Genomic DNA, 16,567 nt, shown 5'->3' on the forward strand with positions numbered 1-16,567 from the left:
TCCTTTCTCATCTGTTTACAGGCGCGCTCCGGTGTAGCGGACACGCGGGCGGAAAAGCCGGTTTCGGCTGTGCTGTTCAATAACGTGGGCGCACAGTCCGACCGTCCGTGCACTGAAGAATATAGGCGTGTACAGCGGGATCGGGATGCCAAGCATGTAATAGACCGGCGCTGCGTAGTAATCTAAATTCGGATAAAGGCCTTTTTTCTCCCTCATGACGGTTTCGCCAGCTTCACACATATTATAAAGACGGAAATCACCTGAAAGATCAGACAGCTTTTTTAACGCTTCTTTCATCATGAGCGCCCTCGGGTCCATTTTTTTCATGTAGACACGGTGGCCGAAGCCCATGATTTTTTCTTTGTTTGCGAGTTTTTGAGTTAACAATTGCGTAAACCCGTCTGTATCCTTCGCTTCTTCAAGCATGTACATAACCGCTTCGTTCGCGCCGCCGTGAAGATTTCCTTTAAGCGAGGCGACGGCTCCGGTCAGCGCGCCGTAAATATCCGATTGCGTCGAAGCAATGACACGGGCCGTAAACGTTGAGTTCGGCAATTCATGCTCACTGTATAAAAGAAGCGACCGGTCGAAGATTTCTTCTTCCAAAGATGACGGCGTTTTTCCGGTAATCATATATAAAAAGTTTGCGCTGTATGATAAGGTTCCGACCGGCGCCAAAGGCTCCAGCCCGTTGATGACTCGATAGCTGTTGACCGTCAGATTCGGCATTTTGCCTATCAGTCCGCGTACGCGGTGCTGATTTACGGAAGATGAACGGTCATCGATGTCCTTGTCAAAGCCTCCAAGGGCGGACAAACCCGTCCTCAGTCCGTCCATCGGGTGAGTATGTTCGGGCAGCAGACGGCATATGTGCAAGATTTCCTCGGGAAGGTGTCCGCCGCGCCGAACGTCTTCTTCAAGCGCCGCCTTCTCTTTCGCATCAGGAAGTCTGTCTTCCAATAAGAGATGAACAATGTCCATATAGCCGGCCGTTTTAGAAAGCTCAATCAGATCGTGGCCTTTGATTAAAATACTGCCCTGCTGTGTATCCAGGAAAGAAATCCCCGTTTCCACCGCAATGACGCCATCTAAACCGGGAGAATAAGATTCCATGGTTTCGCTCCTTTGCGCACTTTTTATTGAAGAAGATACTTAGAAATAATCAGCCTTTGAATCTCATTGGTTCCTTCATAGATTTGCGTGACTTTCGCATCCCGAAATAAACGCTCCGCGGGATATTCTTTCATATAGCCGTAGCCGCCGTGAATCTGCACAGCCTCCACCGCCGCTTTCATCGCCGCATCGGACGCGAATTGCTTCGCCATAGATGCTTCTTTTCCGCACGGAAGCCCTCGCTGATACAGATCAGCAGCATGATAGACCAATAATTTGGCAGCTTCCGCATTCGTCGCCATGTCAGATAATTTAAATGAAACGGCCTGATTCGAAGCGATGGGTCTGCCGAACTGGCTGCGGGTTTTGGCGTACTCCACCGAGCAGCCGAGCGCCGCTTCGATAATCCCGAGCGCCTGAGCCGCTATGCCGATCCGTCCGACGTCAAGGTTTTTCATGGCGATTGAAAAGCCTTCGCCCTCTTCGCCGAGCCGGTTTTCAATCGGAATTTCCGCTTGGTCAAACTGCAATTCGACAGTATTGGAACCTAACAATCCGAGCTTTTTTTCTTTTTTTCCGATAGAAAAACCGGGTGTGTTTTTTTCAACGATAAACGCGGAAATCCCCTTTCTCCCCTTACCCGGATCGGTTATGGCGAATGTCAGATACAGATCTGCCGCTCCGCCGTTTGTAATAAAGATTTTTGAACCGTTCAGAATATATGAACCGCCTTTTCGCACAGCCGTTGTTTTCAGGCTTCCCGCATCAGATCCGGATTGAGGCTCAGTAAGCGCAAATGCCCCAATATATTCGCCCGCTGCCAGCTTCGGAATATACGTTTGTTTTTGGGCTTCTGTCCCGAAATGCAAAATCGGGATTGTCCCTACCGATGTGTGGACGGATAAAATGACGCCGACGGCCGCGCTGACTTTTGATATTTCATGAATCGCTAAAATGTAAGATGTTGTATCAGCACCCGCCCCGCCGTAAGCTTCCGGGACGGGAATGCCCATCAATCCCGCTTCGCCCATTTTTTTAATCAGCCGCTCCGGAAATTCATCTGTTGATTCCATGAGCTCAACCATCGGCGCGATTTCCTTTCGGGCAAAATCACGCACCATTTTTCTCATCATGATGTGCTCTTCTGTAAAATGCATGGCTGCCGTCTCCCCTCATGATCTTTACGTCATCTGCCGTACTCATAAAAACCGCGCCCGCTTTTTTTGCCGAGCCAGCCGGCGCTGACATATTTTCTGAGCAGAGGGCATGGGCGGTATTTCGGATCTCCGAGCCCCGCATAGAGAACCTCCATAATGGAAAGGCACGTATCTAGACCGATGAAGTCAGCTAATGTTAAAGGACCCATCGGATGCCGCATGCCGAGCTTCATCACCTCATCAATCGCTTCCTTTGAAGCTGCTCCTTCGTAAAGGCAATAAACGGCTTCGTTAATCATCGGCATTAATATGCGATTAGATATAAAGCCCGGGAAGTCATTGACTTCGACAGGGGTTTTATTCATCCGGACGGCAAGCTTCTTTACTGTTTCCGCTGTTTCTTCCGATGTGGCGAGTCCTCTGATGACTTCGACAAGCTCCATGACAGGAACCGGATTCATAAAATGCATGCCGATTACTTTTTCAGGCCTTTTTGTGGCCGCGGCAAGCTCCGTAATGGGAAGAGAAGACGTATTGCTTGCCAATACGGCATGAGAGGGACAGATTTTATCAAGTGTGTCAAACAATTCCGCTTTTGCTTTTTTGTTTTCGGCAATGGCTTCAATTACAAAATCAGCATCTCCCGCTTCTGTGAGCTCTGCCGGAGAAATACGGCTGAAAACGGCATCTGTCTCCTGCTGTGACTTCCGTCCTTTTGCCTGCTCTTTCTCCAGGTTTGCCTTTATGCGGTGAAGACCCTTTTTTACCGTTTCCGGCTCCCAATCGTATAACTTGACGGCAAACCCGGCTTCTGCAGCCGTCTGAGCGATGCCTGCTCCCATCTGACCGGCACCTGCGACCATGATTGTTTTCATCTTCATCCGGCGCTCCCTCCTTTGATCAGTACACCTCCAGCAGGACGGCATCTCCTTGAGCCGCTCCGCTGCATATAGCCGCTATGCCTAAACCTCCTCCGCGACGCTTTAATTCGTATATTAAACTCATGATGATTCTCGCTCCGCTTGCGCCGATCGGGTGGCCGAACGCAATCGCCCCTCCGTTTACATTCACTTTTTCCCGGCTGAACCCGGCTATTTTTTCACTCACGAGCACGACGGACGCAAATGCTTCATTTACTTCAAACAAATCAATATCGTCAACGGACAGTCCGGTTTTTGTCAAGAGCCGGCTGATGGCCTCTCCCGGGGCGCTTGCCAGCTCGGACGCTTCCAGTCCGACTGACGCAAAGCCAAGTATCGCTGCGAGCGGCCTGACATGCTGCTTTACGGCTTTTTCCTCTGACATCAGCACAAATGCTCCGGCCCCGTCATTTACACCGGGAGCGTTTCCGGCTGTAACCGTTCCGTCGGCTGTAAAAATAGGCTTGAGCGCTGCGAGCTGCTCAAGGCTCGTATCAGGGCGCAGCCCCTCATCCGCTTCAACAGTATGCTGTTTGCCCTTTTTACCGGTCCAGGTGACGGGGACGATTTCTTCACGCAATTTGCCCGCCTCGGCCGCCTCAGCCGCGCGTTTCTGGCTCAAAAGAGCGTAATGATCCTGTTCATTCCGGGAAATGCCGTACTTTTTGGCCGCAGTGCTTCCGTGGACAGCCATATGCACCTGGTCGAACGCACAGGTCAGCCCGTCATGAACCATTAAATCCTGAAACACCCCGTCCCCCATCCTCACACCCCAGCGGCCGGCCGGAATGGCGTACGGAATGTTGCTCATGCTTTCCATTCCGCCTGCAATCAGCACGTCCGCATCTTTCGCCCGGATCATTTGATCACAGATGGTAACGGCCCTGAGCCCTGATGCACAGACCTTATTAATGGTTTCAGCCGGAACGGACCATGGAAGCCCGGCATATCTTGCAGCCTGCCGTGCCGGAATCTGCCCGGCACCCGCCTGGACGACCATTCCCATCACCGCTCCTTCCGCTTCGCTTTCACTGATAGCGGCGCGCTTGATTGCTTCTTTTATGGCAATGCCGCCAAGCTCGGCTGCCTTTACCTCTTTTAATGCGCCGCCGAATTTTCCGAACGGCGTTCTTGCCGCACTGACGATAACCGTTTTTCCCACAATTTTGCCTCACTTTCAATAAGATAAAAGATAACGCTTACACAAAACGCCCTGTTACAATATATGAACCGGCTGACCGAGTTATGATTGCACCGCCTTTTTCCCGCCCATAAAAAAAAGAAGACTGTCTGAACAGTCTTCTCAGCTGCGGCATTCTTCTTTTATAGAAACAGCCAGCTTTGGATAATCGGTAAAAATCGCGTCTGCTCCCGCTTTCATCAGCTGCTTCATATCCTCAGGACGATTGACGGTGAACGGACGGAGCGCCGCTTGGTGTTTTGCAAGATGTGTGATCACTTCAGCGCTGACCGCCGGCGTACCGAGCTTCGGATGATAACCCGAAGCGGGAATGGCTGCAAGATACCGTTCAGGCCGGTACAGCACATCCATTGTCAGCACCGCCCGTTCAATTTCAGGCGCCAGGGCGTGGCAAACCGCGAGACTCTCATGATTAAATGAAGAAAAAATAACGCGCTTTTCCAGTCCGTAATATCTGACTTTTTTAATCACTTCTTCTTCCATTCCTTCGTAACGGAATACACTGTTTTTCAGCTCAATGTTTATCAGAAAATCAGCACGTTCCGCAAAACGCAGCACATCTGACAAAAGCGGAATTCTGACACCTTTAAAAGCATCTTTCCATTTTCCGGCGGCATCGGCGGTTCTGATTTTGTCATACGCCGTATCTTTCACAAATCCTTTCAAAGACGTCGTGCGGTCGAGGGTTTCATCGTGAATGACCACGATCCGGCCGTCTTTTGTCATCTGTACATCAAGTTCAATTCCGTCAGCCCCGTCCTCAATCGCTTTTTTGAACGCGGGCATCGTATTTTCCGGGCAGTCGCCCGACGCCCCCCGGTGGGCAAAAATATTCGTCATATGTGTCACCTCAGGTGTTTGTCATCGGTTTTCTCTATTATAATCGTTATGCACATAAGGAGGGCGCTATTTACACATATTTTATAATTACCGGCCGCTGTAATAGGTTTCGATTCCGTTTACAACGGCGTCCGCGGCGTGCTCTTGTCCGTTATCGCTTTTCAGCTTGTCCGCATCTTGAGGATTTGTGATAAAACCTAATTCAGCCAGCACACTCGGCATCTTTGAATATGTAATGACATAAAAAGGAGCTTCTTTTACGCCTCTGTCCCTCATCCCTAAAGACGTGACAAGCTGCTGCTGGATGTCGGAAGCAAGCCTTTCGCTGTCTGCGCCTTCATATGTCGAATTAAAATACGTTTCCGTGCCCGATGCCGTTGATACGGCTGAATTCGTATGGAGGCTGACGAATAAATCGGATTGGCTGGCGCTTGCTTTCGCCACCCGCTCGTCCAAACGTAAAAAAGTATCGTCAGTCCTTGAAGCTACAGGTTTTGCGCCTTCTGTCTCCAATTTGGCGATCACCTTGTTTGACACCGCTAAATTGATGTTTTTCTCAAGCAGTCCATTTCCGCCGGCCCCGCTGTCTTCTCCGCCATGTCCGGCATCGATATAAATGGTTTTCCCTTGCAAAGGTTCAGCTGCATAAGCAGACGGCGCAAGCAGAAGCAGAGCGGCACCGAAGGCAGCAGCGCTTTTTGTCAGTAAACCCACGTTTTTTTCCTCCCCGTTTTCACATATCTGTTTCTTTTTTCAGTTCCTCAAGCCGTAATTGTCCGTTGCTCTCTTTTTTATAGGTGATTTGCACCGCCGTATGTTCAGGCAGAGACTGACATTCAAACCGCTTGGCGAAAGGCACCTTCACCTCTTGCCTTTCTCCGTCAATTTCGACCGCGATTGTATCGTTTCCGGCCGCTTTTATAAATGTTCCTTCCTGTGTAAATGACGGCGCCGCATCAGCCTCCGCGGTATACTCGCAGCCTGATAACAGCCATGCGGTGAAGATCAGAAGTATGACAGACTTCACACAGATCACCTCACGTTTTCTCATTCGGCTTTATCTTTGAACAGAATGGCCGATTTGTAAAGGGAGCCTTCATTCCTCCAGCGCTTTTCCATATTTGGAATGAAGGCTATCTGACCTGCTGTTTACCTGAACTTAGAAAGAAAACAAGCTGATCAGTCTATGAAAAAGGTTCTGTCTGAAGGCCGAATATGCAGAATTTAACGGAAACGGACGACTTTCTGTTCATTTTGAAAAAATATCAGATCGGCAAAAAAAAGAGAGCCGCGTCATGCGCTCTCCCGAATAGAAACATTCATATTTATTTTGAGCTTTTCATAAAATGAACGGGACAACTTAAAAGAGCAGCGTATTGGCGGCAATGATGAGAATAATCACTCCGCTCAGCACCGTGCTGAACTGTCCGACGTGAAAAGAACCGATGCGCAATGATGCGGCTTTTTTTCCAAGCGAGCAGCCGACCCATATGGTCAAAAAGCTTCCGACCGCCGCAGTGATGGAAATGGCAGCGGGAGAAAGCCCGATCAACCCCGCGCTTAATCCGTTGGTCAGCGCATTTGCGGATACGGCCACCCCGAGAACCATGGATTCCAATATACCGATTTCTCCCGAACCGTCGGCATCCGCTGCCTCCGGATTTTGCAGCAGACCGGCAAAACGGCCTTTTTTTCCTGACGCGCCAACACGCGCTGTTTTTCTCGGCACAGCCAGCAGAATGATGCGGATACCGATGACAGATAAAATAAACGCCGCCAGCAATACAGGAAGAAAGCCCGGTAAAACGGCTGAAATCCATTTGCCGAAATAAATTCCGATATAACTGAATACAAAACAGATAAAAGCGATCATCATATTCGACGCATGCGATATTTTGATTTTTCTGATGCCGTATGACATCCCCACTCCTAAATTATCAATGCTCGAGGACACTGCCAAACCTAAAATCAATAACCAAGCCATGTTCGTTTCTCTCCATTCTTTGATTTCTTTTCAACATGTTGTGCCGTTGAATCTACACTATCCTATTCAGCCGCACAGAAAAGGTACCTTTTCTGCAAAAATTATTGATTAATGATCATCATTCCGGCGGAAACGAGGTGACACCCTTGACAGAAAATAAAAATAAGACACTGGGGCCCCTTTTAAAATCACTGCTTGATAAGCACTCGCTCTCCATGAGAAAACTCGGCGCCTTAACAAACATTGATACGGCCACCATCTCCCGGATTATAAACGGCAAGCAGAAGGCCAATTTAAAGCATCTTCAGGAATTTTCAAAACATCTCCGCACCCCGCTGGAGGAATTGCTTGAGGCGTCAGGCATAGACATCGGCCATGAAAAAGAAGCTGCGCCGCAAGACCCGATGCACGCGATTCAGGATATGCTGAATATGGCCGAGATGTTTGATCAGCCTTTTTCCCGGGAGCAAATTGAGCGCGAACTGACCAGATATGAACAATATGCCAAAACCCAGCAGGGCCATCGCCTGATTTGCGATGAGTTTCAAAAGAAAATGGACAATGAAGAAAGCGTCGGCCCTTTTATTGATCATTTGAAAAACATGCATCATCAGTATATGGATGAATCAACACCGGCTGAAGACCGCGCGATTCTCGGGAGCGCGCTGCTGTATTATATTTTAGCGACCGACGTCATTCCGGATTACATGTTTCCGATCGGCTACCTGGATGATGCCATCGCCGTTCAAATCGCTTTGAACCGGCTGAAAAAAAAGTAAAGGCGCTTAAAAAAGCGCCCTTTTTGTGTTGAAAAATATGAAACACCGCATTACGGTTTTGTCAAAACAGAGACAGCTGTCATATGATACATCAACCTAACAAAAAGGAGGGTGTCTTCTATGGACAGCAACACAGTTGTGGCAGTGTGCGCTCTGTTAAGTGTTGTGATTCAGATCGGAACGATATTCGCCGCAGGAAAGTGGAAAAAAGAATAAATAAAAACAAATTGACGGTTTTTTCGCACAAGCGTATGCTTATAAATAACCTTGTAAAAGATAAGAAAGAAGATATGCATATGAAAAAAATCATTCTCCTCTTCGCCGCCGCTGTCATATTCAGCTCGATCGGCCATCAAATTTCAGGAGGATATAAAGATCCTGAAAAGGAACGGAGAAAACCGTTTCATTCGTTTAAATGGTTCAGCCGGTCATAACCTCAGGAAGAAGAACAAGCAAAATAATTGCACACAATTAAAACATAAGCTAGAATACGGACGAGTTAAACTCCTAAGGAAGAAGGCGAAATGATGAAGCAAACTTATAAACCGCTGTTTGAACCTTTTACGTTCGAAAGCGGCGTCACCATACCAAACCGTATTTCAGTCGCACCCATGACACACTATTCATCAAATGATGACGGAACGATTTCCGACCGTGAATTAAGCTACATTACTCCCCGTTCAAAAGAAATGGGCATGGTCATTACGGCATGTGCAAACGTAACGCCAGACGGCAAAGCGTTTCCAGGCCAGCCCGGCATCTATGATGATTCTCACATTCCCGGCTTGAAAAAACTCGCTCAGGCGATCCAGTCTCAAGGAGCGAAAGCCGTTGTGCAGATTCACCACGGAGGATTGGAATGCCCTCCTGAACTCGTGCCAAACAACGACGTCGTCAGTCCGAGCGGCTCAGAAGAAGACGGGAGACAAACGTCCCGGGCTCTCACCGAACAAGAAATTGAGCACATCGTGAAAGCATTCGGCGAAGCGACACGCAGAGCGATTGAAGCCGGCTTTGACGGTGTTGAAATTCACGGGGCAAACGGGTACCTGATTCACCAATTTTATTCACCGAAAACAAACCGGCGCACAGACCGCTGGGGCGGAAGCGATGAAAAGCGCCTTGCGTTCCCGCTTGCAGTCGTTAACGCTGTCAAACAGGCAATTGATACACACGCTGAAAATCCATTCGTTCTCGGCTACCGCCTGTCACCGGAAGAGCCGGAAACACCGGGGCTTACAATGAAAGAAACATTCATGCTCGCCGACGCGCTTGCGGAAGAGAACTTGGATTATCTGCATATTTCACTGATGGATGTCAATTCCAAAGCCCGCCGCGGGGCGGATACTTCACGGACCCGGATGGACTTATTAAACGAACGCGTCGGCCATAAAGTGCCGCTGATGGCCGTCGGTTCCATCTATACCGCGGACGAAGCGCTTGCCGTATTAGAAAGCGGAATTCCGCTGGTGGCTCTGGGACGTGTCATTTTGATTAACCCCGAATGGGCGGTGCTGGTCAAAGAAGGCCGCGAACAGGAAATCGAAAAAGCCATTCAAGCATCTGAAATTGAGAAATACCGACTTCCTGAACCGTTATGGGAAATGATTCAGAATACAGGCGGCTGGGTGCCGTTTGAAAAGTAGACTAAAAAAACTGCCGGATGTCCGGCAGTTTTTTTGATTCACAAGTTTTTACCGCTTTGTTTACTCCTATTTCTAACACACAGCGTACATATAGTAAATAGATTAATAGAAAGGAGACCGTATATGATGGCTGGTTTTCCTATTACGATTAACAGTCTTTCCGGAAACGGGGTTGTCAATGTCGGCGGTGCGTTTTCGATAAGTCCTTTAACCGTATCAAAAACCGTCTACGGCTCAGGAGGGGGAAATACAGGGTTGGTCCTGCAAATGAATCAATCCAGTACATCTCAATCTTCAAGCTCTCAATACTCTGATCAAAATGTAACGAAAACACTATGACATCGTATTTCCCTCCCTTTCCGGCTGGCAGCAGCCGGATTCTTTTTGCCGTTTTGTTTAATCTTATTCCATATCACAGCGTACATATAGTTAGTAGACTGTGAGAGAAAGGAGAAAAAATAGAATGAGCGGTTGCCCGATTACGATAAACAACGTATCAGGAAACGGAGTTGTCAATGTTGGCGGCGCCATATCCATCAGTCCGCTGACTGCATCAAAAACCGTTTTCGGTGCCGGAGGGGGAAATATCGGCATTGTCATTCAAAACAATGCTGTGAGCCACACCAAAATGTTTGAACATCAATTTTCAGATCAGAATATTGTAAAGTCAATTTAAGGGCTGACAAGCAGCCCTTTCAGCATAAATAAAGCAGGCTCACTGATTTCCCGAAAGCTAGATTTTTAAACATCAGCGATCACCTTCCCTTGTTTTGAATGATTTCAGTTCAAGATGAATAGAATGCAGATTGAAAGCGAGTACTGAATCTCATTAAGGAAAGAAGGAATCGTGATGAAAAAACTTTGCCGGGAAGTTTGGATTGAAGTTGACCTTGATGCGATAAAAAAGAACGTACGGGCGATTCGCCGCCATATTCCGAATACGTCTAAAATTATGGCCGTCGTAAAAGCGAACGCTTATGGCCACGGGTCTGTGGAAGTAGCGCGGCAGGCACTGGAAAGCGGGGCGAGCGAGCTCGCTGTCGCCAGCGTCGAAGAGGGAATTGTGTTACGGAGAGCGGGAATTACGGCACCTATTCTTGTGCTCGGCTTCACAGCTCTCAGCTGTGTGAAAAAATCTGCCGTTTGGAACATAACATTATCAGCGTTTCAGGTCAGCTGGATCAAAAAAGCGAATCGGATATTGGAAAAAGAAGCAGATTCGAAACGGCTGTCCATTCATATCAATGTGGATACCGGAATGGGCCGGCTGGGTGTGCGTACGGAAGAAGAACTTTTAGCAGTGGTGAAAGCACTCAAGTCGAGTACATACCTATCATGGGATGGCATCTTTACACATTTTTCAACAGCGGATGAACCGGACACTGAGCTGACGATGCTGCAGCATGAAAAGTTTATCAGCTTTCTCCGCTTTTTAAAAAATCAGGACATTACGCTGCCTACCGTGCATATGTGCAATACAGCCGCCGCTATCGCATTCCCGGAATTCAGCGCCGACATGATCCGTTTAGGCATTGGGTTATATGGTTTATATCCGTCCGCCTCGATAAAGGAACTGAACCTCGTGGATCTCACACCCGCACTAAGTTTAAAGGCGCGTATCGCTTATGTGAAAGCCATGGTGACAGATCCCCGAACCGTCAGTTATGGCGCCACATATATCGCCGAACCGGGTGAAATCATCGCGACGATTCCGATCGGCTATGCTGACGGTTACTCCCGCGCCCTGTCCAACCGCGGGTTTATTCTTCACCGCGGCAGACGGGTGCCGGTGGCGGGGAGAGTGACAATGGATATGATCATGGTCAGTTTAGGTGAGAATGAGGGCAAACAAGGAGAAGAAGTCGTCATCTACGGTAAACAACAAGGAGCCGAGATTTCCGTTGATGAAATTGCCGAAATGCTCGGTACGATCAGCTACGAAGTCTTATCTGTGTTAAGCCGCCGCGTCCCCCGCTTTTATTTCAGAGACGGCAAAATCATTAAAATATCAGCTCCGGTATTATATGTGTAGACGTCATAGACCCCGCTTTTATGTATAAAACAAGTACCGGCGTGGGTGATTCCCATTGTTTTCGTCAGCAAAATTTCAAAACGCCTTCTATTCCGCGTTCATGCACGGAATAGAAGGCGCGAAAAAGACATTTAGCCAAAAGCTTTGTTACGAAGCTTTATGCTCCAATCTCAGCTTGTCAGCAACCATCGCGATGAATTCTGAATTGGTTGGTTTTGCTTTTGTCATGCTTACCGTATATCCGAACAGTGAAGAAATGGAATCAATATTTCCCCTGCTCCATGCGACTTCAATGGCGTGGCGGATGGCCCGTTCTACACGGCTTGCGGTCGTGTTGAATTTTTTGGCGATGTCGGGATAAAGGACTTTTGTGATGCTGCCGAGGAGTTCAATATCGTTATACACCATGGAAATGGCTTCCCGCAAATAAAGATAGCCTTTGATATGGGCAGGCACACCGATCTCATGGATAATGCTTGTAATGCTGGCATCGAGATTTTTCCGCTTCGGCTCCGGCTGGCTGCGGATAATGCTGCTTTGCGCGGACGGCGCACGGTGTGTGACACTGCTGACATTTCCGCTTACCTGGCGGATATGGCCGACAAGGTTTTCCATATCAAACGGCTTCAGGATGAAATAGGACGCGCCTAAATCGACGGCTTTTTTCGTAACGTCTTCCTGACCGAATGCCGTCAGCATGATGACGTTCGGCTGCTTCTCGAGCTCTGATTCCCGCAGACGCTCCAAAACCGCAAGTCCGTCCAGATGCGGCATGATAATGTCTAAAACGAGCACATCGGGATTCTTATCTTTAAACAAAGAAAGACATTCCTGTCCGTTATAAGCAACACCGATCACTTCCATATCATCCTGTCCCTCTATATATTCACTCAACAGGCTTACAAGCTCTCGATTATCATCAGCAACACAAACTTTAATTTTCTCCACGTTTCTTCCTCCCCCAATGTATTAACAGGACGCAACCCATTTGACTGCTACATGTTACATTCGACAAAACCACTACTTCCCCTTTTAAAAAATCCATATTTACCAATAATAGTGGTATATCTTTGTTTTTCTAGCATTTTCTAGGTTTTTCGACTAAAAATTAAGTTTGACAAATCAGGAAACGTGAATTTGTCGAAAAATCTTCATGTCTTATTTTACATGAATCCAGGAAAGAAGTGAAGAACGCATCACATAAAAAAACTGCCGGATCATCCGGCAGTCAGCTTGCTTTGTCTTTCCCGTAAACATCAACACCCGCTTCAGACAGCATCCATTCGATATGAACGCCGTAGCCGCTTGTCGGATCATTGACAAATACGTGGGTTACGGCTCCGACGACCTTTCCGTTCTGGATGATCGGGCTTCCGCTCATCCCCTGAACGATTCCGCCTGTTCTTTTCAGCAGTTTCGGATCTGTCACCTTCAACACCATTCCCTTTGTCGCCGGGAATTTTTGCGGCGTGGTGCTGACGATTTCAATATCAAATTTCTCTACTTTATCGTTTTCAATAACCGTCAGCATTTGCGCAGGTCCTTTTTTTACTTCATTTGACAAAGCAATCGGAAGCGCTTTGTCGGAAATGTTGTTTTTAATCGGCTGATGCAGTGTCCCAAAAATGCCGAACGGGCTGTTGCGGTTAATATCGCCGATCGTTTTCCGTTCTGACGAAAACCTTGCCAGTTTTTCGCCGGGATTGCCGCCTTTTCCTTTTTCAATCGATGTTACAGTAGAACGGACGATTTCTCCGTCTTCTACAACAATCGGTTTTTTTGTATCCATATCAGAGATGACGTGGCCCAATGCGCCGTATTTTTTTGTTTTCGGTTCAAAAAATGTCATGGTGCCGATGCCGGCTGCCGAATCGCGGATATAAAGGCCGATTCGATATTTCCCCTCGGCTTCGTCCTTTGTCGGAATCAGCTTTGTTTTGATTTTTTGCTTATCGCGTTTCACCAATAAATCCAAAGATTCACCGGTTTTGCCCGCTTTTTGAATAAACGGGGCGATGTCGCTCATTTTTTCAATTTTATGTCCGTTCATTTTAATAATGATGTCGCCAGATTCAATACCCGCTTGTTCTCCCGGAGACTTTTTCCCATCCTTTGTCATCACCTGGTGAAAACCGACGACCAAAACACCGACTGAATGCAGTTTTACACCGATGGACTGTCCGCCCGGAATGACCTTCAATTCTGGAAGGACACGCACTTTCGTTTTTTTAATGGGAAACCCGGCAAGATCATATACTACTTCTGACCGGCCTTGTGTTTGCCCTGTTATGTTTGCATGACCGTGCTCTTCTTTCAGCGTAAAGGCTTCTGATAATTCGCCCTTTTCAGCGCTTATTGATGCATTGACCGGAACGGCCTGAGTCTGGTTTTCAAAGACGCTCATTTCTGACGGTATCAGTAAATATTCTTTAAACGGCTTAAAAAAGCCTACACTTAGTAAAGAAACAAGGAGAATTACACCTATTGCTTTCCTCATGTTATCGTGCATTCATTCCTTCACTCTCCTCGCTCCTATCCCACACCACTTTCTTTTTCTGCTACATCTATACTTTTGCCTTCCTGCGCTTGATTTATAACCGGCATACGAAGAAAAACATTGGATACACTGTTAGAGAAATGGAACAAAAAAATAAGCTGCCTGTATCAGCAGCTTATCCTGTCGTTTTTACCTGTCCGGCCTGTTTTAAAAGCTCTTGTGCATGCCGTTTTGTCAGATCGGTCACTTCAACACCCGCAATCATACGGCCGATTTCCGCTACCTTATCCTGCTTGGAAAGCGGCGTGACATGCGTTGTCGTCCGGCCGTCTTTGAATTCTTTTGCGATCAGAAGGTGCGTATCCGCCATGGCGGCAACCTGCGGCAGGTGTGTAATGCAGAGCACCTGTGAACCGGTCGATACTTTATGGATTTTTTCCGCGATGGCTTGGGCAACCCGCCCGCTTACACCGGTGTCCACTTCGTCAAAGATGATGGAGGTGACATCCTGCTGGGAAGAAAAAATACTCTTCATCGCCAGCATCACCCGTGAAAGCTCGCCTCCGGAAGCGACCTTTGACAGCGGTTTTAAAGGCTCACCGGTGTTTGTTGAAATTAAAAACTTCACAAGGTCAATCCCCTTTTGGGTAAGCTGCACGGGCTGCCCGTTGACAACCGGTGCTTCACTGGCTGACGGATCGGTTTTCACGAGAAATTCCGTATCAAACGTTGATTTGCCCATATACAGACTTTTTAATTCCTGATGAATCGCTTCCGCCAGTTTCTTAGCCCAAGCTTTTCTGATTTTTGATAAATTGGCGGCTTCTACGGCCACATCTTTGCCGACCGACTCCAGTTCCTTCTTCAGCGCTTCAAGGTGGCTGTCGCGGTTCTCGATTTGATCGATTTCCTCTTCTATTTTGGAGCCGTATTCCAAAATGTCTTCTACCGTCGCTCCGTATTTGCGCTTCAGCTGTTTAATCTCGTTTAAACGGGTTTCAATAAAATTCAGCCGTTCCGGGTCATATTCCAGATCATCTAACAGATTGCGCATCTGAAAGGTGGCATCCTCCAGCAGATAATAGGAACTTGACACACTTTCAGACAGCTTTTGCAGCGGTTCATTGATATCCGAAATATCTTCAAGCTGGGCAGAGGCCATTCCGACCCAGTCAAGCCCACCCTGCTCGCTGCGGAGCGCATTATAGGCGTTTTGCAATGATTCATAAATTTTTTCAAAGTTGGATATCTGCTTCCGCTCTTCCTGTAGAAGCTCGTCTTCATTCAATTCAAGCTTCGCCGACTCGATTTCTTCAAGCTGAAATTGAATCAGGTCTAACCGATGCGCCATTTCCTGCTCGCTTTCTGACAGCTTCTTCACTTTTTTGAGCAGCTTCATATAACGCTCATAGCCTTCATGGTAAGCCTGAAGCGCGGATTCGGCCTCAGCGCCCGCAAACCTGTCCAAAAGCTCCAAGTGTTTGTCATCTTCCATTAACAGCTGGTTATCATGCTGTCCGTGAATATCTAATAAAAGTCTGCCGATTTCCCTTAAAGCCGCAATCGTCACTAATTTTCCGTTGACACGGCAGACGCTTTTTCCTCCGGCATTGATGTCCCTTCTCATGACAATCATGTCGTCAGATGCGTCTATTCCCTGCTCACGGCATACTTCAAACACGGGATGACCGCTGTCCAATAGAAACAGTCCTTCAAGCTCGGCCTTTGTTTCACCGTAACGGACAAATTCAGACGAGCCGCGGCCGCCGACTAATAGGGAAACGGCGTCTATAATAATTGACTTGCCGGCCCCTGTTTCTCCCGTCAGGACGGTGAGCCCCCGCTCAAACGAAATCGTCAGTTCCTCTATAATGGCAAAGTTTTTTATTGATAGTTCAGCTAACAAACAGCATTCCACCTTTTATCTGATAATTACGCTACAGCAGCTCCAAAAGACGGCTTTGTACGCCTTCCGTATCTTCAGGCGTCCTGCAGATGATTAAGATCGTGTCATCTCCGCAGATCGTTCCCATGATTTCTTCCCATTCGAGATTATCCATCAGAGCGCCGATTGCCTGAGCATTCCCCGGCATCGTTTTTAATACGATCATATGACTTGCTGAGTCAATTTTTACGAACGCATCCATTAATGAACGCTTCAGTTTTGACAGCGGATTGAACCGCTGATCCGCCGGCAGGCTGTATTTATAGGAGCCGTTATTCGTCGGCACCTTTACGAGATGCAGCTCTTTAATGTCTCTGGAAACAGTCGCCTGGGTTACCTTATACCCTTCTTCTCTCAGCATGTCAACTAAGTCATCCTGTGTTTCAATCTCATGGCTTGTAATAAGCTCTCTGATTTTTATATGCCTTTGGCCTTTTGTCATGTAAGCACCTC

The 16,567-nt window shown here is 47.7% G+C and carries 18 protein-coding genes; 6 read left to right on the plus strand and 12 right to left on the minus strand.

Features of this window, described 5'->3' with window-relative positions; all coding sequences use genetic code 11:
* Window positions 1-15 precede the first annotated feature (15 nt).
* From mmgD to ytaF, 8 genes are all read right to left on the minus strand, one after another.
* Window positions 16-1,113, minus strand: coding sequence for a citrate synthase (gene mmgD, locus U2H13_RS11870; RefSeq protein ID WP_007612474.1), 1,098 nt, complete (start codon window positions 1,111-1,113; stop codon window positions 16-18).
* A 23-nt stretch (window positions 1,114-1,136) separates the two neighbouring features.
* The gene (locus U2H13_RS11875) at window positions 1,137-2,270 is read right to left on the minus strand and encodes an acyl-CoA dehydrogenase (RefSeq protein ID WP_376700477.1); all 1,134 of its coding nucleotides are present in this window, start codon (window positions 2,268-2,270) and stop codon (window positions 1,137-1,139) included.
* Window positions 2,271-2,299: 29 nt separating this feature from the next.
* A complete protein-coding gene (locus tag U2H13_RS11880) occupies window positions 2,300-3,151 on the minus strand; it encodes a 3-hydroxybutyryl-CoA dehydrogenase (protein ID WP_014721486.1) in 852 nt (283 codons plus the stop codon).
* A gap of 19 nt (window positions 3,152-3,170) precedes the next feature.
* Complete coding sequence (locus tag U2H13_RS11885; protein WP_154817559.1) at window positions 3,171-4,352, minus strand: acetyl-CoA C-acetyltransferase; 1,182 nt, start codon at window positions 4,350-4,352, stop codon at window positions 3,171-3,173.
* A gap of 141 nt (window positions 4,353-4,493) precedes the next feature.
* A complete protein-coding gene (locus U2H13_RS11890) occupies window positions 4,494-5,231 on the minus strand; it encodes a glycerophosphodiester phosphodiesterase (RefSeq protein ID WP_014418346.1) in 738 nt (245 codons plus the stop codon).
* A gap of 87 nt (window positions 5,232-5,318) precedes the next feature.
* Window positions 5,319-5,945 (minus strand): N-acetylmuramoyl-L-alanine amidase, encoded by a 627-nt coding sequence (locus U2H13_RS11895; RefSeq protein WP_007612483.1) that lies wholly within the window; start codon window positions 5,943-5,945, stop codon window positions 5,319-5,321.
* 19 nt (window positions 5,946-5,964) lie between these two features.
* Window positions 5,965-6,282 (minus strand): hypothetical protein, encoded by a 318-nt coding sequence (locus tag U2H13_RS11900; RefSeq protein ID WP_014721488.1) that lies wholly within the window; start codon window positions 6,280-6,282, stop codon window positions 5,965-5,967.
* Window positions 6,283-6,591: 309 nt separating this feature from the next.
* Complete coding sequence (ytaF, locus tag U2H13_RS11905) at window positions 6,592-7,215, minus strand: sporulation membrane protein YtaF (protein WP_017418120.1); 624 nt, start codon at window positions 7,213-7,215, stop codon at window positions 6,592-6,594.
* Window positions 7,216-7,361: 146 nt separating this feature from the next.
* Here ytaF and U2H13_RS11910 point away from each other — a divergent pair, with 146 nt between their 5' ends.
* The 6 genes from U2H13_RS11910 (at window position 7,362) to alr (ending at window position 11,672) form a co-directional block, all read left to right on the plus strand.
* Complete coding sequence (locus tag U2H13_RS11910; RefSeq protein ID WP_014418348.1) at window positions 7,362-7,994, plus strand: helix-turn-helix domain-containing protein; 633 nt, start codon at window positions 7,362-7,364, stop codon at window positions 7,992-7,994.
* Window positions 7,995-8,290: 296 nt separating this feature from the next.
* Window positions 8,291-8,428, plus strand: a complete 138-nt coding sequence (locus tag U2H13_RS11915; protein ID WP_014470646.1) for a hypothetical protein — start codon at window positions 8,291-8,293, stop codon at window positions 8,426-8,428.
* A 93-nt stretch (window positions 8,429-8,521) separates the two neighbouring features.
* Window positions 8,522-9,640: an NADH-dependent flavin oxidoreductase gene (locus U2H13_RS11920; RefSeq protein ID WP_025649857.1), complete on the plus strand. Its 1,119-nt coding sequence runs from the start codon at window positions 8,522-8,524 to the stop codon at window positions 9,638-9,640.
* Between the two features lie 126 nt (window positions 9,641-9,766).
* Window positions 9,767-9,979, plus strand: coding sequence for a spore germination protein (locus U2H13_RS11925; protein WP_029973891.1), 213 nt, complete (start codon window positions 9,767-9,769; stop codon window positions 9,977-9,979).
* Window positions 9,980-10,103: 124 nt separating this feature from the next.
* The gene (locus U2H13_RS11930; protein ID WP_014418351.1) at window positions 10,104-10,316 is read left to right on the plus strand and encodes a spore germination protein; all 213 of its coding nucleotides are present in this window, start codon (window positions 10,104-10,106) and stop codon (window positions 10,314-10,316) included.
* A gap of 174 nt (window positions 10,317-10,490) precedes the next feature.
* A complete protein-coding gene (alr, locus tag U2H13_RS11935) occupies window positions 10,491-11,672 on the plus strand; it encodes an alanine racemase (RefSeq protein ID WP_021494302.1) in 1,182 nt (393 codons plus the stop codon).
* A gap of 147 nt (window positions 11,673-11,819) precedes the next feature.
* Here alr and spo0A read toward each other — a convergent pair whose 3' ends face one another.
* The 4 genes from spo0A to ahrC all read right to left on the minus strand — a co-directional run bounded on the left by spo0A (window position 11,820) and on the right by ahrC (window position 16,556).
* The gene (gene spo0A, locus U2H13_RS11940; RefSeq protein WP_003153177.1) at window positions 11,820-12,620 is read right to left on the minus strand and encodes a sporulation transcription factor Spo0A; all 801 of its coding nucleotides are present in this window, start codon (window positions 12,618-12,620) and stop codon (window positions 11,820-11,822) included.
* 280 nt (window positions 12,621-12,900) lie between these two features.
* Window positions 12,901-14,181 carry a SpoIVB peptidase gene (gene spoIVB / locus U2H13_RS11945; RefSeq protein WP_007408360.1) on the minus strand — a complete coding sequence of 427 codons (1,281 nt, stop codon included), beginning with the start codon at window positions 14,179-14,181 and terminating at the stop codon, window positions 12,901-12,903.
* 163 nt (window positions 14,182-14,344) lie between these two features.
* A complete protein-coding gene (gene recN, locus U2H13_RS11950) occupies window positions 14,345-16,075 on the minus strand; it encodes a DNA repair protein RecN (RefSeq protein WP_007408359.1) in 1,731 nt (576 codons plus the stop codon).
* Window positions 16,076-16,106: 31 nt separating this feature from the next.
* Window positions 16,107-16,556 carry a transcriptional regulator AhrC/ArgR gene (ahrC, locus tag U2H13_RS11955; RefSeq protein ID WP_003153173.1) on the minus strand — a complete coding sequence of 150 codons (450 nt, stop codon included), beginning with the start codon at window positions 16,554-16,556 and terminating at the stop codon, window positions 16,107-16,109.
* Window positions 16,557-16,567 lie beyond the last annotated feature (11 nt).

Origin of the sequence: Bacillus sp. A1 (genome assembly GCF_042296235.1) — a bacterium.
GTDB lineage: Bacteria > Bacillota > Bacilli > Bacillales > Bacillaceae > Bacillus > Bacillus velezensis.

Coding starts and splice junctions, on each gene's coding strand:
- ytaF (WP_017418120.1), bottom strand. CDS start 7,215: ATGGCTTGGTTATTGATTTTAGGTTTGGCAGTGTCCTCGAGCATTGAT.
- mmgD (WP_007612474.1), bottom strand. CDS start 1,113: ATGGAATCTTATTCTCCCGGTTTAGATGGCGTCATTGCGGTGGAAACG.
- U2H13_RS11925 (WP_029973891.1), top strand. CDS start 9,767: ATGGCTGGTTTTCCTATTACGATTAACAGTCTTTCCGGAAACGGGGTT.
- U2H13_RS11915 (WP_014470646.1), top strand. CDS start 8,291: ATGAAAAAAATCATTCTCCTCTTCGCCGCCGCTGTCATATTCAGCTCG.
- U2H13_RS11880 (WP_014721486.1), bottom strand. CDS start 3,151: ATGAAGATGAAAACAATCATGGTCGCAGGTGCCGGTCAGATGGGAGCA.
- U2H13_RS11930 (WP_014418351.1), top strand. CDS start 10,104: ATGAGCGGTTGCCCGATTACGATAAACAACGTATCAGGAAACGGAGTT.
- alr (WP_021494302.1), top strand. CDS start 10,491: ATGAAAAAACTTTGCCGGGAAGTTTGGATTGAAGTTGACCTTGATGCG.
- spoIVB (WP_007408360.1), bottom strand. CDS start 14,181: ATGCACGATAACATGAGGAAAGCAATAGGTGTAATTCTCCTTGTTTCT.
- U2H13_RS11900 (WP_014721488.1), bottom strand. CDS start 6,282: ATGAGAAAACGTGAGGTGATCTGTGTGAAGTCTGTCATACTTCTGATC.
- ahrC (WP_003153173.1), bottom strand. CDS start 16,556: ATGACAAAAGGCCAAAGGCATATAAAAATCAGAGAGCTTATTACAAGC.
- U2H13_RS11890 (WP_014418346.1), bottom strand. CDS start 5,231: ATGACGAATATTTTTGCCCACCGGGGGGCGTCGGGCGACTGCCCGGAA.
- U2H13_RS11920 (WP_025649857.1), top strand. CDS start 8,522: ATGAAGCAAACTTATAAACCGCTGTTTGAACCTTTTACGTTCGAAAGC.
- U2H13_RS11875 (WP_376700477.1), bottom strand. CDS start 2,270: ATGCATTTTACAGAAGAGCACATCATGATGAGAAAAATGGTGCGTGAT.